Source organism: Streptomyces violascens (genome assembly GCF_014649955.1).
GTDB lineage: Bacteria > Actinomycetota > Actinomycetes > Streptomycetales > Streptomycetaceae > Streptomyces > Streptomyces violascens.
This window is the reverse complement of the sequence record NZ_BMUA01000054.1, coordinates 1-21,037: the sequence shown is the minus strand read 5'-3', so window position 1 is coordinate 21,037 and position 21,037 is coordinate 1. Positions and strand designations below refer to the sequence as shown.

Here is a 21,037-nt window from a genome sequence, read left to right as displayed (position 1 = left end):
CGGCGGCGTGGGCGGCGGAGCGGTCGGCGAACCCGTGGCGGCGGAGGGTCTCCGGGGAGATGTCACGCAGCAGGGCGCACGGGGCACTCACGCCGTGGCGGCCGACGGCCCGGCCGGGGGCGGGGTGCTGCGGTAGGTGGCGGCGGCCCGGACCGCGAGGCGGCCGAGGATCACCCCGCCGCCGAGGAACGCGCCCGCCTTGAGGACGGTCACCAGGGCAGTCAGCAGGGTGACCAGGACCGGGGCGGCGGCGTAGACGAGGCCGACGAGGACCAGGACCAGGATCAGGAGGGCGGCGGGGTGCAGGCGGTCGGCGAGGCCGAGCAGGGTCCGCACCAGGCGGGCGAGGGCGGGGCGGTCGATCTTCACGCGGCCCACCTCCCGGCGAACTCGTCGTCCTCGAAACCGCGGCGGTTGTCGTCGCTCTCCATGTCCTCGACCAGACCCGCGACGAGGTCCAGCGTGATGCGGTCGAGGTCGGCGCCGTTCGGGATGGCCCCGGCGTCGGCCATGTCGACCAGGGCGGACAGGCGGGTGTACTCGGCGAGTTCGTCGGCGTCACCGCCGACCGGGCCGAGGACGAGAGTCACGTCGAGGCCGATCGCGGCGGACACGTCGAGGCGGGTACGAGCGGGGGGCGTGGCAGGAACGGCCCCGCCGATTCGGTGGATCGAGGCCCATTCGGGCATGGTGGTGCGCACGCGGATCACTCCTCTATCAGGTCGGAGGAAATCCGCCTAGCGGCCCCGGAGCGTGGACTAGACGCCCGGGGCCGTGCCCTTTCAGGCGCGGCGGATCATCGGGAAGTCGGGCCCGAGGGCCGTTCTGCCCGTGCCGATCGGCACGCATTGAGTACAGCACCGAATGGAATCCATTGCAATCCTCTTGGATTCCATTCATGCTGTGTCGGCAGCCGAGACCGACCGAATGGGATGCAGATAGGGTGACCTCATGACCGAGGACGAGCCGCGCCAGGCACCGGGCCGAGCCACATTCAGGGCCGTTGCCGACGAGGTGCGCGCGCACATCAAGACGGGCCGCTACGCCCCAGGGGAAAAGTTGCCCACCGAGGGAGAGCTCGCCGACAAGCTCGGCACCAACCGAGGGACCGCCGCACAGGCGCTGCGTTTGCTGTCCTCCGAGGGCCTGATCAGCAAGGGCCGTAAGGGCGCGTTCGTTCACCGCATCGTGAACAAGATCGTCAGGGACTCGACATCGCGCTACGTCAGGGCCCAACGCGAGGAGGGCCAGGCACGGGGCGCGTTCGCCGCGGAGATGCGCCGCCTCGGCATGAAATCGACATCCGTCACGAGCACCAGTCACGCGCAGCCGCCGGCGTGGGTGGCGGACATCCTCGGCGTGGACGCCCGAAGTACGTCCGTTCTGGTCCGTGCTCGCCGGATGCTCGCCGAAGACCCCGTTCCGGTCGCGGGAACCGATCCGGTCGCCGTTGCCGTCCCGGTACAGCTCGCGACGTCATACATCCCACTGGAGATCGCCGAGGGGACACAGCTCGAAGAGGCCGACACCGGACCCGGCGGCTCCAAGTCGAGGCTTGCCGAACTCGGGCATGCGCAAGCGACGATCACGGAGGAGGTCGAGGTTCGCACCCCGACCCCCGAGGAGGTCACGGCCCTCGAAATGGCCGAGGACCAACGCGTTTTCGAGATCACCCACATCGGGCGAACCGACGACGGCCGAGCCGTCGAGGTCACCGTTCACGTGCTCCCGTCGCACTTGTGGCGACTGTCCTACACATGGCCCCTCGGCCCCACCCACTGAGCCACCACACACAGAGAGGACCCGAAGGTCACATGGCACAGAACACGATCGGCGCCGCCGGAATCACCCGCGACGCCCGCAGCCGCTACCGGACCGCGCAGCGCGAAGAAGGCGGCGCGCACGGCGCGTACGAGGGCGAGACCCGCCGCAGCGGCGGGACACCCCGCGCCGAGGTGACCGTGAACCGGGCCGAAGCACCGGCCGACGTCGCCGAGCTGCTCGCCGCCGAGGGCCCCGTCGTCGTCCGGGCCCGTCGCATGTACGACGGCGAGCGCCTGGTCCAGCTCGCCGACACGTGGATTCCTGTGGACGTCGCCGAGGCGGCCGGGATCGAACAGGTCGACACGGGCGCCGGCGGGATCATCTCGCGCATGGCCGAGGCCGGTTTCTCCCAAGGGTCCGAGGCCGTCGAAGACGTCGACCAGCGACCGGCCACGGCGGGCCAGGCCGCCGCGCTCGGCGTCGAGGAGGGCGAGCTCCTCCTCACTGTGACTCACGTCGGCCGCACGGCCGAGGGCCGGGTCGTCGAGGTCACCCGGCACGTCCTCGGGCGCGGCTGGACGCTGCGTTACGCCGTGCCGCTCGACTGATCTCCCGAGCCCCACGAGCGCCCGGCCCTCTCCTGAGGGCCGGGCGCTTTCGCGTGTCCGGAAGGCCCTCCGGACGGGTGATTTCCGCCTCGCGTACGCGAGCGCAGTAGGGGTGTATATGCCCAACTCGCCCTGAAATAGCATCTCTTGACAGGCTTTCAGATCCTCTGCACTGTTTCGTCACGGCCAGATCGGGCCGACTCCCAGAGAGAGGAAATCGCCATGCCCGAGCGCACGGAGTACGACGACACTCAGGCCGCGAGGCGGCTGCGCGTGCAGGTAACCGCCCTACGGCGGGCAGTGAAGGAAGGGGCAGCCCCGAGGCCGGATGTCCGCGGCTATCTGTGGTCTAGGGGCGCAGTCGAGGCCATCGACCGGGCTGCGGTCCGCGCTTTCGAGCGCCCGCCGGCACGGCGCACGGAGTACGACGCGGGACAGGCTGCGGGGCGGCTGGGTGTGCCGGTGACGGCGTTCCGGTGGTGTGTGCACACGACGGTTGTCCCGGCCCCGGACGTTCGGGGCTGTCTGTGGTCGCGGGCGGCAGTCGAGGCAATGGACGCGGAGGCGGTCCGGGCGGCGATGCCCGAGGCCCCGATCACTGGGGGCGCGGCGGCTGATCGACTCGCCGAGGCCGTGGGCACGCCGAACGTTCCGGGGCAAGCGGCGTCGGTCACGGTGTTCGCGGTGCGCCGACTCGTGGACGCGGGGCTCCTGGTCGAGCTGTCCGGCAACGCATCGGTGTCGATGGTCCACCCTGCCCAGGTGGCAGAGGTGGCGGGCCGGGCGGATCTGGCGGAGCTGCTCGCGGCGGCGGTACCGGTGGGGCCGGATCAGGCCGCCGCCCGGTTGGGTGTCCGCCGGGTTGATTGGGACCGGCTGGTGGGGCTCGGTTGGATCAAACCTGCCGAGTGGCGCGATGTGAAGTTCGGCGCCTACCGGGGCGGGACGGTGACCGTGCCCCTCTATCTGGCCCGGGAGGTGGACGCACTCCCGGCCGCGCACCCGGAGGTGGATTGGCCGGCACTACGGGCCGTGGAGAAGGGGCGCCGATCTCCGCTCGCCGCGCTCTCCCCTGTCGTGGTGTAGGCCGCGGGGTGCTGCGGTATGCCGTGCCGTGCGCCGGATTGAGGTAGCAGCACCAAAAACAGGCCCCACGCGCTTCGAAGCGCGTGGGGCCTGTGCCGTGGAACGAGCGTCAGGGCCGCCGGAGGGTCCCGTTACGCAGAGCTGGGAGGTGCGCGTCCACGGTTCGGACGGAGGGCGCTAGCCCGGCGTTCTCCAACTCGGCGACATTGCGGTACTGCCTACCACCGGGGGCTAGTTCAAAGCCGGGCGGGAGCCGTACTCCGTCCGTGCGGCCCATGCTGCTCATGAATCGGAGGATGGCGAGAGCGGCAGGCGGGAACTGCTGGTCGTCGGAGTTCGTCGGCATGTGTACCTCTTCGGCTGAGAGTCTGAATGGGTCAGCGTGGGGCGTACGGCGTTTCAGGCGGCGGCCCTCGGGAGAGCGAGGACGGCTGCCCCCTTCGCTGATTCGAGGGCGTCAGCGAGAGACCTTGCGACGATAGCGGCTTCGCCGGTCAGGCCGTCAATCTCGGCGACGGCGAGGTCATCGCGGACCGTGCGGGCGAGGAGGTCGAGCACTTCATCGCTACCGGCGGCGATGCGCTGAATCTGTTCGAGCTCGGCGTACTGCCGGTCGGCCTCGGCTACCTGTGCCGCGTACGTCTCCAGGGCCTCGGTGCGGCGCTCGATGCTGGCGAGGCTTGTCCGCAGGGCCCTGCGTCGAGCGTCGAGCACTTTCGCGATCTTCGTCCCTTTGGCCTGGTCGGGTTCTTGCTTGGCAAGGCGGCTGTACTCGCGCAGCGTTTCGGCGATGTCCCAGAGCTGCCGCGGGAGGGCGCTCTCGTTCCGCTGCCGGTCGATGAGGTCGCGGCGGTGCACGGTGGAGGTGCGGACGGCGTCGGCGGCTTTGGTGGCGCGGGCGAGGAGTTGCCCGGCGTCCTCTGTCAGATCGGCGCTGCGTACGTATCGGCCCTGGGCGTCCCGGAGTTGGGCCGCTCGGCGCCGGTCGCGCTTCTGCTCGCGCTTCTGCTCGCGCTTCCTGAAGATCACCGCCAGGCTTCCCCACATGGCCCACAGGACGGGAACCGAAAGCCCCAGGAGCGCGAGGGCGGCTGGGAACTTCTCGTCGGAGACGACGAAGGTCATGACGATGGCGATGACCCCGGCGACTCCGATGAGCGGGACCGGGTCAACGAGTCCCATCCACGGATTTTCTTTGGTGATCCTCTGACCCGGCGTCTTTGAGCGGATCAGGTCTCTGACCTCGTTGGAGAGGTCAGGGTCGAACGTGAAGTCCGGGACTGCGAGCAGCGTGACCGGCGCGTTCTTCTTCCTCATGGCAAGGCCCCCCCTTTCTTATTACGTCGTCACTGCCGGCGTGGCCTTGTAGGTGAGTTTGGATGCCGCCCGAGGGGCCTTCTCGTGGTTCACCACTTGTCGGTGATGCGGATGGTCGGCGTCTCCATCTCGTCGACCATGTCCTGTACCGCCTCCGGACCGTACTGCTCGATGAGACGGTCCATTTCGGCGGCTCCTTCCGGCGTCGCCGTGCCACTGCTGTAGTGCGCGTTGGTGATGTTCGCGAACTCCGTACGAAGTTTGGCCAAGGTGACTGCGTCGGTCATGGTGCTTCCTCTCCGGCACGGGCTGGGGGGTACGCAGGCGGCCCGTTCCGGTCACGGTCCGGAGACAACGGCGACGATCAGCGCTTCGCCGCGGGTGCCTTCGTCGAGGTTGCCCTCGTCGATGCGGTACAGGACCGAGGTCCACGCGAGGCGGCCCCCGACTTCGAGGAGGGCGAGGTACAGGTTCCCGATGCGGTCGGGGTAGATCTCGCCGCAGGCGTAGGGGTCGAGGGCGAGCCGCGCCTCTAACGCAAGGATGGCGGCGCGCTCTTGGGGGGTGGCCACGGAGAGCGCGGCGCGGCCGGTTTCGCTGTAGACGACGGACCAGGGGGCGGGCTCGGTCACCGGCTGCGCTCCGGGTGGGTGTCGCCGAGGATCTCGGCGGATGTCCAGCGCCGGGCGGTGGGGTCGGCGCTTGCGGCGACGGCGGCGAGGATCAGTGGATTGGTCCGCAAGACGAGGCGGTGTCGCCACCTGCGGACGAGGGCCCCGTACTCCTCGGGGTCGTCGAGGCTGAGCTCGCCGAGCTCGGCCTCGAATTCCTCGCGGTCTGCGACGTTTGCCGCCACGAGGGCGGCGCGGAGTTGGGTCACGGTGCGGGGTCCGCTGTGCGGGTTTGTGTGGAACGGGTCGGGGACTTCAGCCGGTGCGGCGGTGCTCACAACTGCCCCCCATCCTTGGCGAGTCGGAGCTCGATCCGGCCCTCGGTCTCGATCTCCTCGTACGGGGTGCCGGCGGCAGCAAGTTGGGCGCGTGCCACATCAATGGTCCGCGTCTTGCCCCTGCTCATGATGCCGATGTACGCGCCCCCGTCGGGGGACGGGTCGTTGTTGATGTGCATCTCGAAGGGACTTTCAGGGGTGCCCATGTCCGGGCTCCTCTCAATTGACTTACGGGCGTCAGGCGGTGGCGTCCTTGGCGAGAGCGGGGCGGGTCTGGTGCTCGACGGCGGCGACGGCCTGTTTCGGGATGGCGAGGACGCCATCGAGGAGTGCGCGCGCCTTGGCGTAGGCGGCTTGCCGTTCGTGCTGACTGCCTCGTTCGTCGAGGGCCGTCTCGAAGAGTCGGCGGGCCCTGGCGATCGCGGTGCGCTCCGGGGCGGGCAGGTGCTGGATGCCGGTTTTGCGTGCGTGGTCGTCGGCAGCCCGCCATGCGGTTTTCAGTGCGCTGACGGTCTGCCGGTAGGCGTCGAGGTCGCTCCCCCGGCGGGCGTCGGCGGCGGCGTCGAGGGCGTGCAGGAGGGCTGCGGTCTGGGGCACGGTGACGTCGTCGAGGGCCGGGCGGTCGAGGACGGCGAGGACGTCGCAGAGGTATGCGGCGTAGACGTCGCGTACCTCGTCGTAGTCGGCCTCGATGGCGTGCCGGCGCGTCTGTGCGGTGGTGTCGACCGCGTGCTTGGCCGCTCTGCGGGCGCGTCGTCGCTGGACGAGGTTCCACAGGCCGTATAGCCCGAAGCTCGCGGCAAGGCCACCGCCCGCCAGGGCGAGGGGGAGCCATAGGTTCGGCCCGTCGCTGCTCTGCGGCTGGGAGTCGGCCGGTTTCGAGGGATGGCCACCTGGGATCATGCCGTCGAAGAAGTCGCGCAGCTCGGCGTACTTCGACACGGCTAGGTACGCCACCATGCCGGTGATGAGCCGGGCCACGGCCACGCGCCACTCCCGGCGCGTGTAGGAGGCCACAACCCCGCCGAGGGTCCCAAGCGCGATGATCGTTGCGCCGATCCGGGCGACCAGATCAACCATCAGGCGGCGGCAGCGTCGCTCTTACGCGTACGTCGCGTGGCGCTGCCTCCTCCTTCTTTCGCCGCCCGGCTCCGGGGCTTGCTCGCCCGCTGAGCCTTTTCCTTTTCGCGTTGCGCGGCGGCCTCAGCGAGCCATCCGGGGTGACGGCTGTCGATGACCTGCCGTAGCACCTGCGGATGAATCCCAGCCTCCTTGGCCACCTTGCTCAGGTGCCCGTACCGGGTGGATGACATTGCGGCGGCAACGGCGGCGTCCGTGAGTGCCCTTTGAGCTGCCTCGGCCGCTCCGGCGGTTTCCTCAGCAATGGCGCGGAGGTCGGCGAGTGACTCGGTGCCGGCGGTTTCAGGGGTCGGTGTGCTCATGAGGCGAGGATGACACGCCGGAAGACTCGCTGCAAGCGTCACTTGCAGCGACACTTTAAGTGTGCCAGGGTGTGTGATCAGCGCGGCAGATTTGGCCGCGGTCCCCTGTCTGCCCCTATGAGCCGGACTCATGTCCAGTGAGGATGTGTCATATGGCTATCGGTAGCGACCAGATGCTACGTGCCACCGTGGCCGCCCTGATGCGTGTGTGCGACGAGAACCAGGGCACGTTGGCTGGCTGCCTGAAGGTGACTCAGGGGCAGGTGAGCCGGAAGCAGGCGGGTACGGCGTCGTACTCCCTCCGGGATCTCGACCACCTCGCCGCGCATTACGGCCTGACACCCGCCGATCTCCTGCTCGGCCCGACGCATGCCGTCGAGTCGCTCAAGCCGGGGCGGCGGGCGGAGATGGTCGGGGGAACCCAACAACGGCTGTACGCCGTCTGACCTGCCCTTTAATGGCGAAAGGCCACATCGGGTTTGTCCCGGGAGTTGCCTCTCCCGGGCCGATTGTGGCCTTCGCTGACCCGCACTAGGTCTGTCGTGAGTGTACCCAGGGGTGTTTCCCTGACGCACCACAGCGGGCCGGAAAGGCCGATCTGTGGCACCAAGGCCACCCCACCGAGACATCAGCCCGGACGACTGCAAGCAATGTCAACGGGTGTACGGCGTCCTGCAAGAGCACTTCAAAGCCTCCCCGACCGAGGGGCTCCTTACCGCCGAGATCGGTTCTCAGGTGGGGCTCAAGGAGCGGGCCACCCAAAACCACCTAGCGCACCTGTTCGCGCACTCCCGTATCGACGCCGACCGCCGTACCCCGCTGAACGGCGGCACTTTCGGTGTCTCGCAGCCCGCCTTGCCGGGGGCGCAGGACTGGGCGCGCTCGGTAGCGGCGCCGGACCCGACATGCGCCAAATGCCTTGTTGCACTGGCGGGTTGGGGCTGGGGCGGTGAGGCTCCGGACGTGAAGGAGCTCGCCGCCGCGGCCGGGGTGTCAGTGCGGTCCGTCGAACGGCATCGGCCGCACTTGATCGACTTCAACCTTCTGGAGTTCAAGCCGTCGTCCATCCCCGTCGGCGATGGCAGATCAGGGAAGTTCCGCGGCCGTGAGGCATCGCGGTACCTCCTCCTGTCGGGATTCCATGCGCGTGAGCTGACCGAGGCTGAGCGGGCAACCGTTCCGGAGCGGGCGCGCCTCATCGTCAAGCGCGTGCGGTGGTTCGCCGGTGCCACGGTCGACGAGCGCGAGCGTGCGGAGATCGCGGTCGGGTTCGTGCTGCGTGCCGGGTGGCCGGACGAGCAGATCCTCAGGGTTCTGGATCACACGGCGGACCGCAACGCGTACAAGTCGCGGACTGGGTACCTGCATGCCTTGTTGTCCAAGGTGCGCGGTAAGCGGTACGTGATTCCGGCTCAGGAGTGGTTCACCGGGCAGTCCGGTCCGCGCACGGCGCACCGCGATGCCGCCGAGGACACCCGTTGTCGGACGGCTTGAGGGGAGGCACCGCAGTGAAGATCGTTGACGCACTCATGGACAAGATCAAAGTTCGTACGCGGAACATCCCCGTCTCGGCCAAGGCCCGATTCAACGCCTTGATGCGCAAGGAGAAGGGCGACACGGGCAAGGTGGCTGAACGCCTCGGCGTCTCCCGCCGTCAGGTGCAGCGCCTGGCAGCCGGGGACCAAGACATCGAGAGGTCGAAGAAATCGACGCTCGACGCGCTCGAACGGGAGGTCCGCAAAGATCATCAGCCACGCGTGAAGGCTCGGGCCGAGAAGGAAGCGAAGGAGCGCGGCGTATTCATTCACACCCGGGCTCAGTTTGGTTTCACCTCGGCGGGCGAATCGACGGATGACGCGCGGTACCGGCTGATCTCCGAGGACATGCCGCCGGAGCTGATCGGGGACATTGTCGAGGCTCTGCACCAGGAGGACGAGGCCCGGCTCCAGGAGCTCATCGGCGAAGGTCTGGCACAGCAGTATTTCCGGAGCCCCGAGGTCCCCGGAACGCAGCGTGAGCAGCTCGACGTGACGTTCGCCGATATCGACTACATCGAGATGGAGTGGGGGCACTGACCATGGCTGACACGTCGTACACCGCTCCCCTTGTCGTCCTCGACGCGAGCGACGGCGTCCTCGTTGCGCACCGTCCTGATGTGCAGCGGGTGAGTCTCCCGGAGGAGGTTATCGATCTCGCGACGGCCGCCGACTGGGCGGTGTCGTACGGGCTGGGTGCCGCCGCGCTGAGCCGGTTCGGCGAGGACGCCGCGGCGCTCCTGGTGCTGACCGAGTCGGCGACGGTGTTCCTCGGCCTTCCGGACCGGCTCGATGACCGGGTCCGGCTGCGGGTGGCTGATGACCATCCGGCCGTCAAGGCCGTGAGCGAGTCGGGATGGTCTCTGAGCCGTGCCGGCCTCTCCCCGTGGTCGTGGATGTTCCGCAACCGTGCGGAGGTCGTCGTCGCCGTCGTTCCGTGGGGGGCGTTCGATGCTCGCATCACGCGGTGGGGCGGCATGGGTGACATTGCCGACCCGTCGGCCCTGGCCTACGCGCTCGGGGTCTATGCCGAGCGCGTGACCACGCCGACCAGCTCGACGGCGGGGACCAGTCTCGCCCTGATGACCGCTCTCCGGCCGCCGACCCGCGCCACCTTCGAGCGGGGCACCGGGCGCATGAAGCGGGTGCCGGTCGAGGGGTCGCTCGTGGAGCCGGTCGACCCGGCGCCACCCGAGGCACCCACCGAGCACCCCCTCGCGGCCGAGCGGACCCGCGAGCAGACGCAGGACCCGGCGCATGTGTTGTTCGAGGAGGCCCTCGTCTGGCATCGCACGGAGCTGACCGCAGAGGAGGCCGCGCTCCCGTACGTCGTCGGGCTCGACATCAACATGGCATTCCTGGCTGCCGCGAACCGGCTGACGGTGGGTCTCGGTCCGGCGGTCTATACCGACGGCCCCCGCTTCGACAAGCGGGTGCCGGGGTCGTGGCTCGTGGATCTCTCCGGGGCGGTGCTGCGCACGAAGGACCCGCGCACCAAAGCGCTGATCGAGCTCGACCCGCGGCTCCCCTCCCCCTTCACGCCGCACGGGCACGCGCCGACCGGCCCGGCGTGGTACGCGACGCCGACCCTGGCGTACGCGGCCGAGCTCGGGGTCGAGGTGCGGCCCCTGGCAGGGTGGCTGCGGCCGGAGAGCGGCGGGTATCTCGACCTGTGGCATGACCGGTTGCGTGACGCCTACATGGCCACGCTCGCGGATCTCGGCGTCACGGCGGACATGCCCGAGGATGAGTTCGTCCGCGTGATGCCGACACTCAAGGAGAGGGACCCGGAGGCGTACGCGGTGCTGACCGCGATCAAGCACACCGCGAAGGGCGGTGTCGGCAAATTGCGGGAGAAGCCCATGGGAAAGCGGCCGAGCCGTCATGCGCCGTGGCCGGCACTCAAGCGCGCCACATGGCGGCCGGACATCCGGGCCGCCGTGATCAGCAATGCGCGGGTGGGACAGCACCGGAAGATCGTGAAGACGTGGGCGCTGACGGGTCAGGTGCCACTCGCGGTGCTGTCGGACTGCGTGGTGTACCCCTCGGCCTACCCGACGGCCCGCGCGGTGGTGCCGCGCAAGGAGGACGGCATGCCGATGCCCGGGGCGTTCCGGCTCGGCCCTAATCCTGGCTACTGCAAGGAGGAGGGTGTTCAAACCATGGAGTGGCTCGCCGAGCTGATCGCCCGGCAGGCGAATCCCGCGCGGTTCATCAAGGGCGGCGACGCCATCCGCGACGGCGAGTAGCGCGTTCGACGAGACCGACACCAAGGGGCGGGGCCCGGCACTGTGCCGGGCCCCGCCCCTTGGTCCGTTCTGCCCACGCCTCGGAATTTTCCGCGGAAAATCGTCAGGAGCGGTGCCCGGTTCAAGCACCGGTCACCGCTCCTGTGTTGGTGGTGCTGTCGTGCTGCCTGTGGAGCGTGCCGCAGGCCTCGGCCTGGAGGGACAACCTCTCGACCTCGTACAGCCGGGCGCGGCGCACACAGCGCGGCCCGGACGCGCTCGACACCCGGGCTCCATCAACGCTTTCTGCGGATCGTCTCGCCGGTTCGCCCGATTGCCTATCCCCCACACGAGGGGCGCGCAGGCCGCGCGCCCTCTGCGTGTCCGGCAGAGTGTCGCCATGAGTGTTGACCCGATGTTGTCTGTCATTGCGGCCGAGCTCGCCGAGACGTGCCGCCCGTGGCTTCCGGCCGGAGCGGCGCCGGTCCCTTCGGTAACTGAGCTGGTGACTGCGCTGAGGACCGCCGAGGATCAGACCGGCGGACCCGAGCGCGATCTGTGGGCGCATGCCGCCGCCAACGCCGCGGCAGCTACGAAGGCTTGCAATACCACCCCCCGGGAGTTGTGGGCTACCGCTCTCGACTATGCGCGACGGGCGCAGGATGCGGGTTCCGTCGCTGCGCTTTCCCTCGGGAAATCGTGATGGCCAACACGCCTAAATCGGTGATCATCTGGAATGCTGTCCCGGTCTGCCTCTACCGATCACCCGAGGCGGATCTCCGGAGTACCGGGCCTGTTCAGCCCGGGAAACCTACGGACAGAACGGAACTCACATGCAGTCATCTGTACTCGTCGTGTCCACCGACCCTCAGGGATCGGCGGTTGAGTGGGCCGAACGAGTGGGCGACCTCCTCCCCTTCGACTTCATGGCCGCCCATCACGAGCCTGAAAACATCTGCAAGCTCAAGCAGTTCGGGGCGCAGATTCACGTCATCGCGAACCAAAAGGGCGGCGTCGGCAAGACCACGACAACGGTCAACCTGGCGGCGGTCACCCATGACACTCTCGGTGAGGCCGAGGGCTACCGGCACATCTTCATCGACACTCCGGGGACGCTCGACAACGAGCACATCCTTTCCAAGGCCTTGGACATCGCGGACGACGTCGTGGTCCCGATGTTCACAGAGCCCCTGTGTTTCGGGCCGACCGCCCGCACGGTTCAACAGGTGCTCCAGCCGCGCGGTATCCCGTACAGGGTCGTCATCAACAATTGGGACCCGCGTGACGGGCGAGCCGATCTCAGGGACACCCAGGAGTACGTAGCCAAGAAGGGTTGGCCGGTCGCTCGTACGGTTCTGCGCCGCTACAAGGTCCATTCCCGGGCCGTTGCTGAGGGAACGGTTGTCACCCAGTACAAGGACAGCCAGCCCGCCTACCGCGGCCGGGAGGACTTTTTCCGGCTCGCTCTTGAGCTCGGATACGGGGGCAACAACATGGGCGGGGGCCACTGATGGCAGGTAAGCGCGTTTCGTTCGCTGACATGGCGGATGATGAAGTCGAGGCCGAGCCGGGAGTAGACAGGCGGCCTCAGGGCCGATGGCTGACGGTCGAGAGGTGCCTCCCCAACCCGCACAACCCGCGTGAGGTGGTGGGCGACCTCAGCGACCTGGCATCCATCACGGAGCGCCAGCTCCAAAGTTGCCTCGCCATCACACCCACGGCGTACCTGAAGCTGTGGCCCGAGGAGGAGGAACTCCTCGGCGCCGGCACCGATGATGTCGTGATCATCAACGGCAACCGCCGCCGTGCTGCGGCCGTCAAGTTCGGGCGTGCGGACCTGTTCGTCGTGACTGACGACAGCATCGCAACATCGAGGGCGTCCGTACTGAGGGCCGCCTATGACGAGAACGACGCTCGCAAGGATCTCGATCCGATCGAGGACGCGCACGCCGTGATGGACATCGTCGGCACGTACTCCACCGCCAAGGAGGCCGCCGCCGCGGAAGGCTGGTCCCAGCCGTGGATCAGCCATCGAAAGAACCTCCTCAAGATTCACCCGACGTTGCAGGAGGAGGTACGGGCAAAGGCCCGCGGCGAGGAGGGGCTCGCCATCCGGGATGCCCGACGCCTCGGCTCAGTGAAGGGCATCGAGCAGATGCCTCTCGCCGAGCAGCGGAAGGCGCTCGCGGACCTCTTGCGCGCCGACGCCGAGGCCGCCGCGGCTAAGAAGGCCGGGCAGCGCGAGGCGAAGCAACCCAAGGTTGCTGCCCCTGACGAGTCGAGGGCCGGTGCTGCGGCGGCGTCTGCGGGCAAGGAATTTTCCGCGGAAAATTCGAGTGGCGGCGCGGTCGTGCCCGAGCCGCGCCCCGGCGCGGATACCCCGGACACCTCCGGTGACGCAAACGTCAGTGCTACCGCCGGCGCTGAGCCGGGGTCGCCGTCCGTTTGGGTCATGCCTTCTGATGCTGTGCGCGAGTTCTCCGAGGCGTTCGTCGCGGAGGCCCTCGCCACCAGGACCACGCCCGAGGCGGTAATGCGGGCCGCACTCGACGCCATAAGGCCCGTACCGCGGAAGGCAGCCCCTTCGGGCTCATAGTCCGCCCCGCCGACAGCGGCCCCGGAGCGATCACGCTCCGGGGCCGCGCTGCGTCCAGTGGGCGCCTACGCCCGCTGCCGGCGGATCGTCTGACCGAAACCGCCACTCCGGCAGTCCCGGCACGCCCCAGCCCGATCTGCCGAGGGAAACCCGCAGGTCGCACCGAAACCGCCAGATGCTGCACCCCCGGGAAACCGAAACCGCCAAGTGCTGCACCCCCTACGACCAGGAGGTATGCGCGGGTCTCATGCGTGGTGCGCCGTAGGCATACGCGGGTGATCAGCCTTGCAGGCGGTCTCACAGACGTCATGAGTACGGCTACTCAGTGCCTATCCCTCCGGTGCCGCATCTGACCACCAACCGGTGATAGCGGCGGGCCGTCCGCCGACGGAAGCGCGCGTGCGGACCAGCCAGGTGTCTCCGTGGTCGTCGCGGGCGGTCCGCATCACCCTGGACGGGAAGAGGAACATGCCGCAGCGGTTGGGGGCGGAGCCGTCGTCGGGCTCGCCGCGGAAGGGGTAGCCCAGCACACGGAGATGCCCGCGCATCACGCCGTGGCGGTAGTACTCCGCGTCCAGGGTCCTGGTGATCCCCTTGAAGGTGATGGTGAGCCGCCGGGGCTCGGGAACCTTGGCCGTCTCCTCGCAGGGGCAGGGATCGGTATAAGGAGTCCCATCCGCGTGCGAGGGGCGGGAGGCCTGGCCCCAGACGCCATCGGCGCACACGCGTGCAGCGTGGCAGGGGCAGTGACGGCAGTCCTCGACGACGTGGGCCCACACATGTTCGTCGCCAGCATCGGCGACGGGTACATAGCTGTAGGTGGTCGGGGCGAACGGCCTCTCGGCTTCTCGGCGAAGAGCAGCGGTGTACTTCTCGCCTTCGCGCGCGGCGGCGCGTGCCTTCTTCGCGGCGGTCGACTGATTCTTCGGCATGACGCACTCCTCGGACCGGGCGGTCCCCACGCTTCCGCCGGCCGGATACGTCAGGGCCGGTGTACAGGACAGAACTCAACTCCACGGGCCCCAGAAGACCTTGACCGACGACGTCCGAGGGCGTGGGCCCGGACAGCGGCGAACGGCGTACGCGACTTGCCGTGCCGTCCACGATAGCGACACGCGCCGACAGTCAAGCTTCGTTACATGCGCAGTCTTGGCCCACAGCGGCGAGGTTGTGACACGGGCACTCAGTCACCTGGGCTTCCGGTGCATCCCTGATAGGGGACCCATCGGCAAGTCGGCGCCCTGCCCCCGCATGTCGGGCAGATGGCCGACGTGGCGGTAAGGGGCAGGCCGAACACCCACATCAAGCAGGAGGGCGCACGCAGAAGACCAGGTTCGGCGGGCGGACGGTGCAGCGCGGGAAGCCGGTTCCATCGGCGCTCTGGAGTCGTCCGGCCCACCGGCCGGGCAGCCGCTTCCGGCCGGTGCTGCTCCAGCCAGTACCGGAGCGGCGCCCGCTCCCGGCGCGGAATGATGCCGGCGGGGGCGATTCGCTCAACGTCCTCGATCCACGCCTCGGCCGACACCCCGCGCCTACGGCGGCGCTCCTCCCATGTCCACATCGCTTCGGCCAGGGCGAGCGCCTCCGGGTAGACCACGGCCGGGGCGGCGCGGCGGCGGTGGCGTTCCATTCCGAGGGCGTCCTCGCGGGCCCGCCACACGTCGGCGGCGAACTGTCCAGAGATCCACCACCACAGCATCACCTGATGGGCGTCCGCCACGAGTGCATCAGCGACGTGCCCCACCCGATGGACGAGTTGTCGATGGTGCAGCAGCGCCCGGCCCAGTTCGGGGACGGGCCCGGTGTCGATGAGGTATCCGCCGTCATCGCTGGACATCCACCGGCGCCCGCACCCGCACGGCCGCCACCGGTGGCCATCCGCGGCCAGCCATGCCCCGGGCTCCATGCACAGGGGGCAGGCGGGCAGCGGTGCTGCGCCCCGGTCGCGCGGCCATGAGGTGATGTGGGCCCCGGCGTCAAGGAGTCGGTCCGGGTGCAAGCCGGGGAGGGCGCGGGCGAGTTGGCCGGGCTCGCGGTCCACCAGGACCGCCAGGCGGGCCAGTGCTGCGGTGGAGAGGGTGACCTCCTCGCGCTGCGGGACGAGATCCTCGTCGGGCAGGACGAGGCCCTCGTCGAGCGTCGCGAGGAGGGCGGGGACCGGGAGGCCGTTCGCTGTTGCCGTGCGGAGGACGAACGAGGCGACGGTCTCCCCGGTGATCAGCGGGACACGGATCGGGAGCTCGGCCGCAGTGATCGGAGCGGGCTGCGGAGCAGTGTCGTTCATGTCGGCACCGTGGCACACGACACCGACAGTGCAGCCCCGATCGGGTCAACTGAGGTCCGCCTGGGGGCGGCACAGGTTGACGCTACATGACGTGTCCGTGTCAAGTCTCGGGTTTGCGCCCCTCTCGATAGCCGGATGGCTTCGTGCAAGTTGATATGGCCCGGTTAATCTCTGGGGGAGCGTCAGCATCCTTCCGACCGGCCCCGGCCGGACCGGCAGGGACGGCGGACCCCGCTCCCCGCCCGCGCGCGGATCAGGCGCGGGCCCGTAGGAGCGCTGTCGCCTGGGCTGTCCCGCAGGCTGTCGCGTCGCGCCCTGTCCCGTGCTGTGACCTGCACGAACACCCACCAACCCCCGCCCCTGCGCGCAATGCGACAGCCCCCCGGGGACACGGGCCCCTGCTGTCGGCGCCCCGCCCCCGACAGCCACCAGGACCGCCGCCCTGGGCTCCACCGTGCCCCCCGTCGAGGACGTCGCCGGGGTCGGTGCCTCGACCATGACCGGGGCCACGGCCGGGCGCGGCCGGGGCAGCACCACGACAGTGAGCGGCACGTCCCGGGGGACGTCCGGGCGGTACAGCGCATCGGCGTATGCCCGTGCCCGGGTCTCCCACTCCTCGACGTCAAGTGCGCGCCCGATGACCGCTGCCGCCACCATGGGGCACACCGCGTCGGCCGCCTGCTGCGCCCGGTTGCGGATACCGGCGCCTCGGCCCACGTGCCTCCACGGGTAGTCATCCGGGAACCCGACGAGTCGGCCAATGGTGTCCTGTCCGATCTTCTCGCCGCTCTTGTCGTCCTTCCATCCGTAGGCCGTTGCCGTGACGCAGGTCGACGGCCGGTCGGCGCTGAACGCGTTCCCACCCTTCGGCCGTCCGGTCTTGGGGTCGATGCCGCGCTGTCCCCGGGTGTTGACCGACCGGCCCCGCTCCCATCTGGCGCACTCGGCGAACGTCGTCACGGGGAATGCCTCGGTGGGGTGCACGCTCACGAACGGCGAGCGGGTGCGGTGCGCGGTGAGGAAACGGCGCTTGCGGTGGGAGGCCGCGCCGTAGTGGACCGCGTCGAGGGTCTCGGCCTCGACGGTGCCCCAACCTGCCTGTACGAACTCGTTGATCAGGCCGCGCTCGATCTCGGAGGGGAGCGCGCTGGACTGCTCGACGGCGACCCACTCGACCGACCCGCCCCGGGCGAGCATCGCCAGGGGCCAGACGACGACCTCGGCCATGAGACCGGCGCGCGGGTCCTCCAGCTCGGCAAGCGGCGCGCGGACGTCCTCCCACGACTCCCCGGAGCGGGGCGCGTTGCCCGCGTCCTGGCCCTCGGCGTCCACCAGGGCGAGGAACCCGGCCGCCGCGCCCACGCCGCGGACCACCGAGACAATGAGCTCGATTGCCGACGCGTACCGGCCCATGCGGAGACCGGCCGGGCTGAATGCCTGGCACGGGGGCGAGAGGATGATGCCGGTTACCCACTGGAGCGCCGGGCACTCCGGGTCGAGGTCCGTCACGCTCGCGCGGATCATCTCGAACCCTGCGGCCTCGGCCGTGGCCACCGCCCCGGGGTCGAGGTCCACGCCGACCATGTCCACGTTGGCACCCAGAACGTCACGGATGCCGACCGACCAACCACCGGGCCCGTGGAACAGGTTGATCACGCGCGGCGCGTCCTTCTCCGGAGGCCACAGCCACCGCACCGGCCACGGTCCTGCGTACCACTGGAGGAGCGCGAGCGTGTCGGCGTCGAGGGCGGCAAGACGCTCCGGGGTCATCGGGCCCGCCTCGTCGAGCCGACCGAGCGTGAGGGCCGCGCGCTCCCCCTTCGCCGCACGGGCGTACTCGCCTGCCCGCTCCTCGTCCCCCTCCTCGACGGCCCATGCGCACATGGCGACCCGCTCGACCGCCTCGAATGCCCACCCCTCGGCCGCCTCGTCGAGGGCGTGCTCCTCGGCGTACGCAACGAGGAGGTCGGCCGCCGCCTGGCACTCGGCGAGCGCCGGGTGACCAGCCGCCGCGTCCAGGGGGGCGACGTCCTCGGCCTCCTCGGTGGGACCGGCCGCCGGCGGGAGCGTGGCCGGGGTCCCGACGCCGGGCACGGCGCCGCCGTCGGTCTCCCACGCGTCGGCCGCGCCGGGGTCGCTGATCACGTCGGGGGCGCATTGTCTTGACGAGTACGCGTCAAGTTCCCGAGAAAACCCCCCTACCCCAGCGAGGGCATGTCGCGTTGTTGTCGCGTACTCGTCAAGTTCCTGGGGAGGCTCCGGCCCCTCTGCCGTCGGCGCGTCGTCCTGCCCCGGGTTGGTGACGGTCCGGCCATCCCGCGTCCTCGAAAGGACCTGGTCGTACCGGCCCTTGGTGTCGTCGATCGTGTACGCGTTCCGCAGCGTCAAAGTTTTCGCGTTCGCGCGGACCACTACGTACGAGGAGGTAGAGATCTTGCGGACCTCGACGACGTCCCCCCGCTGGAAGTCCGTGCGCTCCCACGGGCGGGACCGCCCGTTCACGAGCTCGGCGAGCTCGGCCGCCTGCCGCGCCTTCCGCGCGGCACGCTCCGCGCGCTCCGCCTCGGCGGTCGCCTCGATGGCCCTACGCGTCGCAGCGTCCCCCCGCGCACGGTCTCGCAGTGCGCCCCGCGCGGAGTGATGCCCCATCAGGATCGGCTGACCGCCAGCAAACCGGCCGTAGTGCGCCCCCGCCGCAGCGACGAGACCCTCGGCCTGCCGCCGCGCCGCCGCCGCCTTTTCCTCCGCCTCCTCGGCCCGCCGCCGCGCCCATCGCACGGCCGCCGCCACCGTCGGCAGCGTCTCGGCCGGAGTCTCGGCCAGCGCCACAGGGACCGCCGCCAGCGCCGGAGCAGCAACCGGTGCGCCCCCTTCCCCATCCATCGTCTCGACGCCCGACGGGTCCGAGACGACGTCCCCCGCACGCGCCCCGAACTCCATCGCCACGCGCTTACGGGCGCCCTCGGCCGCACGGTGCACGTCCCCCGCAGAGCAGCCGTGACGCTGCGCGAACTCCCGCGCCGTACGCGCGGCCCGGATCGTCGCCCCCGCAGGCGCCTTGACGTCCGCAGGCTGCCCGGACGCGATACGGGCACCGTGCGCCCCGTAGCAGTCGCCGCACACGTGGATACGGCCCGCGTGTCCCGTCGCCGCGTACAGCGCCACACCGACTGTGAAGCATCGTCGGCAGTACATCCGGCCCGTGGCCGCTGCGCGCTCCTCCGCCGGGCACATGCACGGCCCCGTGGACATCGCAGCCACGATGTCCACACGCCCGCACACGCGGCACGTACCGCCGAACACCACCCCGTCCCGCTCACAACGGTGGCAGCGCTCACCTACGGGCATCTCAGGCGCCTCTACCGGCGCAGCATCCGCCACGGGCGCAGCGTCGGCATACTCCGCCACGTACGCCCCGCCCTCCCCCTCCCAATCGTCCAGGGGGTCACGAACCGGGGTCACCTCATCGAACAGACCATCCGCCGCGCACTCCGGCGCGATCACGGTCACATCAGCCTGCCACCGCGGAACACGACCATCCGCGTCCATCGGGCCCATCGGCATCGACACGTGCGCATACGGCTGCGTACGCCGCGACCCGTGGTACAGCGGCACGCACACCGCCTCATCCCGCCGCGCCCTACGGCCATCAACCGTCGCCACCACTACGGCCGTTGCCTCACCAGGGCAGTACGACGAGTGGTTTCGGTTCCAGTCCCCGCCCCGTACCTGGGTCGCCCACACCTGCCCCGTGTACCGGGTCCCCTCGATCTCCCACGCGAGCATCACACCCGCCTCATAGCGGAACTGTTCGACGCCCTTACGGTCCATGTACGTGCCCGGGGCGAACACCTTGAACGGGGCAGGCCTGCCCGACCACATGCCCAACGGCGCCCTACGCCACTTCGCACCCTTGGCACGCTGAGCGATCTTCCCGGCAAACTCCCGCGCCCTTTTGGCGAACCCTTCGACCGCGTCCGGGTTCGCATCGTCCGGCACGGTGTGCAGCGTGAATGCCATCTGACCGTCCGTCGACTCAACCCGCAGCCGCTCACCCTTACCGGTCACGTACGCACGGCCCGTAGCACCCACCGACACCATCCGGCGCGCGTTGTCCGGCGTCCCCGCGGGGACAGTGGCCGGAGTCTGCTCCTCAACCGGCGCCGGAGCCTCCATCACGGGCACGGTCGGAACCTCTACCGGCGCGCCCGTGATGACCGGAGCGTCATACGCGGCAGGCTCCGCGCCGAACTCCACACAGTCCCCGGAACGCAGCGCGTAGGCCATGGCGTGAGTGCCCTTACGACCGTCTCCAACGATCGTCCACCCCGCCCGGTACACCTGATCCGTGCTGACCAACGCGCCACACCCGCACTCGTAACCCATGCCGCGCGTAGCCGCGTTGAGCTGCATACCGCAGATACCCGAACGACGCTGCCCGTAACGAGTCACCGCGTACCGGCCGTTGTGCCGCACCGGCTCAAGCACCCGCATCCCGGCGGGGCGCAGCGTCTCAGCGTGCTTCCGGGCGTAGACAGTCACCGCCCCCCGCGTCTTGTATCCCTCGGTACCGGGGATCACCCAACGACCGTCCAGCGTGATCACGCTGTAGCAGGACGTAGCCGGAGACAGCACGACGTACGCGAGCGCCACCCCGTCCCCGTCCAGGATGATGCGCGCGTCGCTCAGGTCATGGCCCTTGATCGCGTTCCGGGCGGGGGTGGTGATCATGGCGTCCATCAAGCGACTTCCCTTCGGAGATAACCGCCGGACCCGTAATTCCTGCGGTTGGTGTGACCACCACCTTACGCAACTTGCAGTCTCACTGCAAGTTGCACTGCAAGTATTCTTCAGGGTGAGCCTCCCCTAGACTCGACCACTCCGGCCACCCCCGACCCTGGACAGAGCCCGTTGCCCACGCGGCTCCTCTGTAAGGGTTAATACTTTGGTGGCACTCCTTACATGGGGTGCAGCATTTGGCGGTTTCGGAGAGTTACGATCAAGGCGTACAGAGCTCAGGATCCGACGTTTCCGCAGGTCAGACGTAGTTTTTAGGCTCAAGATGCGGGGGTGCAGCATTTGGCGGTTTGTAACCAGGGCTTCGCCCTTACCTCCCGCACAAAACAGTGGTCCGCTTCGCGGACCACACCGGCCGCGAAGCGGCCGGCTCGATCCGCGAAGCGGATCGAGTTGTACCACGCGTAGCGTGGTACAGACCCGCGCGCGGG

The 21,037-nt window shown here is 69.5% G+C and carries 22 protein-coding genes; 9 read left to right on the top strand and 13 right to left on the bottom strand.

Translation table 11 applies throughout. The annotated features are described in order from the left end of the window. Positions 1 to 87 precede the first annotated feature (87 nt). Together IE206_RS41260 and IE206_RS41255 are read right to left on the bottom strand one after the other, a co-directional pair. Positions 88 to 369, bottom strand: coding sequence for a hypothetical protein (locus tag IE206_RS41260; RefSeq protein WP_189971785.1), 282 nt, complete (start codon positions 367 to 369; stop codon positions 88 to 90). Next, positions 366 to 701 carry a hypothetical protein gene (locus IE206_RS41255; RefSeq protein WP_189971783.1) on the bottom strand — a complete coding sequence of 112 codons (336 nt, stop codon included), beginning with the start codon at positions 699 to 701 and terminating at the stop codon, positions 366 to 368. Before IE206_RS41255 ends, IE206_RS41260 begins: the two co-directional genes overlap by 4 nt. A 250-nt stretch (positions 702 to 951) precedes the next feature. On the opposite strand from IE206_RS41255, the gene IE206_RS41250 reads away from it, so the two are divergent. From IE206_RS41250 to IE206_RS41240, 3 genes are all read left to right on the top strand, one after another. After that, entirely contained in the window at positions 952 to 1,782 is an 831-nt protein-coding gene (locus IE206_RS41250) for a GntR family transcriptional regulator (RefSeq protein ID WP_189971781.1), read from the top strand. A gap of 32 nt (positions 1,783 to 1,814) precedes the next feature. Then, positions 1,815 to 2,372, top strand: coding sequence for a UTRA domain-containing protein (locus IE206_RS41245; RefSeq protein WP_189971779.1), 558 nt, complete (start codon positions 1,815 to 1,817; stop codon positions 2,370 to 2,372). A 222-nt stretch (positions 2,373 to 2,594) separates the two neighbouring features. After that, the gene (locus tag IE206_RS41240; RefSeq protein WP_308433984.1) at positions 2,595 to 3,458 is read left to right on the top strand and encodes a hypothetical protein; all 864 of its coding nucleotides are present in this window, start codon (positions 2,595 to 2,597) and stop codon (positions 3,456 to 3,458) included. A 399-nt stretch (positions 3,459 to 3,857) separates the two neighbouring features. On the opposite strand, the gene IE206_RS41235 is transcribed toward IE206_RS41240, so the two are convergent. The 7 genes from IE206_RS41235 to IE206_RS41205 form a co-directional block, all read right to left on the bottom strand. Further along, complete coding sequence (locus IE206_RS41235; protein WP_189971777.1) at positions 3,858 to 4,775, bottom strand: coiled-coil domain-containing protein; 918 nt, start codon at positions 4,773 to 4,775, stop codon at positions 3,858 to 3,860. Positions 4,776 to 4,864: 89 nt separating this feature from the next. After that, positions 4,865 to 5,062, bottom strand: a complete 198-nt coding sequence (locus IE206_RS41230) for a hypothetical protein (protein WP_189971775.1) — start codon at positions 5,060 to 5,062, stop codon at positions 4,865 to 4,867. A 51-nt stretch (positions 5,063 to 5,113) separates the two neighbouring features. Then, the gene (locus IE206_RS41225) at positions 5,114 to 5,407 is read right to left on the bottom strand and encodes a hypothetical protein (RefSeq protein ID WP_189971773.1); all 294 of its coding nucleotides are present in this window, start codon (positions 5,405 to 5,407) and stop codon (positions 5,114 to 5,116) included. Continuing rightward, the gene (locus IE206_RS41220) at positions 5,404 to 5,724 is read right to left on the bottom strand and encodes a hypothetical protein (protein WP_189971771.1); all 321 of its coding nucleotides are present in this window, start codon (positions 5,722 to 5,724) and stop codon (positions 5,404 to 5,406) included. Before IE206_RS41220 ends, IE206_RS41225 begins: the two co-directional genes overlap by 4 nt. Continuing rightward, the gene (locus IE206_RS41215) at positions 5,721 to 5,930 is read right to left on the bottom strand and encodes a hypothetical protein (RefSeq protein ID WP_189971769.1); all 210 of its coding nucleotides are present in this window, start codon (positions 5,928 to 5,930) and stop codon (positions 5,721 to 5,723) included. Before IE206_RS41215 ends, IE206_RS41220 begins: the two co-directional genes overlap by 4 nt. 31 nt (positions 5,931 to 5,961) lie before the next feature. Then, positions 5,962 to 6,804: a hypothetical protein gene (locus tag IE206_RS41210; protein WP_189971767.1), complete on the bottom strand. Its 843-nt coding sequence runs from the start codon at positions 6,802 to 6,804 to the stop codon at positions 5,962 to 5,964. After that, entirely contained in the window at positions 6,804 to 7,166 is a 363-nt protein-coding gene (locus tag IE206_RS41205; protein ID WP_189971765.1) for a hypothetical protein, read from the bottom strand. The genes IE206_RS41210 and IE206_RS41205 overlap by 1 nt, the downstream gene beginning before the upstream one ends. Positions 7,167 to 7,318: 152 nt before the next feature. On the opposite strand from IE206_RS41205, the gene IE206_RS41200 reads away from it, so the two are divergent. The 4 genes from IE206_RS41200 to tap all read left to right on the top strand — a co-directional run bounded on the left by IE206_RS41200 (position 7,319) and on the right by tap (position 10,950). After that, positions 7,319 to 7,612, top strand: coding sequence for a helix-turn-helix domain-containing protein (locus IE206_RS41200; protein WP_189971763.1), 294 nt, complete (start codon positions 7,319 to 7,321; stop codon positions 7,610 to 7,612). Positions 7,613 to 7,826: 214 nt separating this feature from the next. Continuing rightward, positions 7,827 to 8,660 (top strand): hypothetical protein, encoded by an 834-nt coding sequence (locus IE206_RS41195; RefSeq protein ID WP_189971761.1) that lies wholly within the window; start codon positions 7,827 to 7,829, stop codon positions 8,658 to 8,660. Between the two features lie 14 nt (positions 8,661 to 8,674). After that, a complete protein-coding gene (gene tpg, locus IE206_RS41190) occupies positions 8,675 to 9,241 on the top strand; it encodes a telomere-protecting terminal protein Tpg (RefSeq protein ID WP_189971759.1) in 567 nt (188 codons plus the stop codon). 2 nt (positions 9,242 to 9,243) lie between these two features. Further along, positions 9,244 to 10,950, top strand: a complete 1,707-nt coding sequence (gene tap, locus IE206_RS41185) for a telomere-associated protein Tap (RefSeq protein WP_189971757.1) — start codon at positions 9,244 to 9,246, stop codon at positions 10,948 to 10,950. Between the two features lie 121 nt (positions 10,951 to 11,071). On the opposite strand, the gene IE206_RS41180 is transcribed toward tap, so the two are convergent. Then, positions 11,072 to 11,215, bottom strand: a complete 144-nt coding sequence (locus tag IE206_RS41180) for a hypothetical protein (protein ID WP_189971755.1) — start codon at positions 11,213 to 11,215, stop codon at positions 11,072 to 11,074. A gap of 640 nt (positions 11,216 to 11,855) precedes the next feature. On the opposite strand from IE206_RS41180, the gene IE206_RS41175 reads away from it, so the two are divergent. Continuing rightward, entirely contained in the window at positions 11,856 to 12,440 is a 585-nt protein-coding gene (locus IE206_RS41175; protein ID WP_189971753.1) for a ParA family protein, read from the top strand. Then, entirely contained in the window at positions 12,440 to 13,525 is a 1,086-nt protein-coding gene (locus IE206_RS41170; protein ID WP_189971751.1) for a ParB/RepB/Spo0J family partition protein, read from the top strand. The genes IE206_RS41175 and IE206_RS41170 overlap by 1 nt, the downstream gene beginning before the upstream one ends. Positions 13,526 to 13,854: 329 nt before the next feature. Here IE206_RS41170 and IE206_RS41165 read toward each other — a convergent pair whose 3' ends face one another. The 3 genes from IE206_RS41165 to IE206_RS41155 form a co-directional block, all read right to left on the bottom strand. Further along, on the bottom strand, positions 13,855 to 14,457 hold the full coding sequence (locus IE206_RS41165) for a hypothetical protein (protein WP_189971789.1): 603 nt from the start codon (positions 14,455 to 14,457) through the stop codon (positions 13,855 to 13,857). Between the two features lie 251 nt (positions 14,458 to 14,708). Then, positions 14,709 to 15,809, bottom strand: coding sequence for a TniQ family protein (locus IE206_RS41160; RefSeq protein WP_189971749.1), 1,101 nt, complete (start codon positions 15,807 to 15,809; stop codon positions 14,709 to 14,711). Positions 15,810 to 15,854: 45 nt separating this feature from the next. Then, entirely contained in the window at positions 15,855 to 20,549 is a 4,695-nt protein-coding gene (locus tag IE206_RS41155; RefSeq protein WP_189971747.1) for a DNA cytosine methyltransferase, read from the bottom strand. Positions 20,550 to 21,037: the final 488 nt, after the last annotated feature.

Excerpts from the sequence above, each read along its gene's own strand:
- IE206_RS41250 (WP_189971781.1), top strand. The coding sequence starts at position 952 with ATGACCGAGGACGAGCCGCGCCAGGCACCGGGCCGAGCCACATTCAGG.
- IE206_RS41245 (WP_189971779.1), top strand. The coding sequence starts at position 1,815 with ATGGCACAGAACACGATCGGCGCCGCCGGAATCACCCGCGACGCCCGC.
- IE206_RS41240 (WP_308433984.1), top strand. The coding sequence starts at position 2,595 with ATGCCCGAGCGCACGGAGTACGACGACACTCAGGCCGCGAGGCGGCTG.
- IE206_RS41235 (WP_189971777.1), bottom strand. The coding sequence starts at position 4,775 with ATGAGGAAGAAGAACGCGCCGGTCACGCTGCTCGCAGTCCCGGACTTC.
- IE206_RS41230 (WP_189971775.1), bottom strand. The coding sequence starts at position 5,062 with ATGACCGACGCAGTCACCTTGGCCAAACTTCGTACGGAGTTCGCGAAC.
- IE206_RS41215 (WP_189971769.1), bottom strand. The coding sequence starts at position 5,930 with ATGGGCACCCCTGAAAGTCCCTTCGAGATGCACATCAACAACGACCCG.
- IE206_RS41210 (WP_189971767.1), bottom strand. The coding sequence starts at position 6,804 with ATGGTTGATCTGGTCGCCCGGATCGGCGCAACGATCATCGCGCTTGGG.
- IE206_RS41205 (WP_189971765.1), bottom strand. The coding sequence starts at position 7,166 with ATGAGCACACCGACCCCTGAAACCGCCGGCACCGAGTCACTCGCCGAC.
- IE206_RS41200 (WP_189971763.1), top strand. The coding sequence starts at position 7,319 with ATGGCTATCGGTAGCGACCAGATGCTACGTGCCACCGTGGCCGCCCTG.
- tap (WP_189971757.1), top strand. The coding sequence starts at position 9,244 with ATGGCTGACACGTCGTACACCGCTCCCCTTGTCGTCCTCGACGCGAGC.
- IE206_RS41175 (WP_189971753.1), top strand. The coding sequence starts at position 11,856 with ATGGCCGCCCATCACGAGCCTGAAAACATCTGCAAGCTCAAGCAGTTC.
- IE206_RS41170 (WP_189971751.1), top strand. The coding sequence starts at position 12,440 with ATGGCAGGTAAGCGCGTTTCGTTCGCTGACATGGCGGATGATGAAGTC.
- IE206_RS41165 (WP_189971789.1), bottom strand. The coding sequence starts at position 14,457 with ATGCCGAAGAATCAGTCGACCGCCGCGAAGAAGGCACGCGCCGCCGCG.
- IE206_RS41160 (WP_189971749.1), bottom strand. The coding sequence starts at position 15,809 with ATGAACGACACTGCTCCGCAGCCCGCTCCGATCACTGCGGCCGAGCTC.
- IE206_RS41155 (WP_189971747.1), bottom strand. The coding sequence starts at position 20,549 with ATGGACGCCATGATCACCACCCCCGCCCGGAACGCGATCAAGGGCCAT.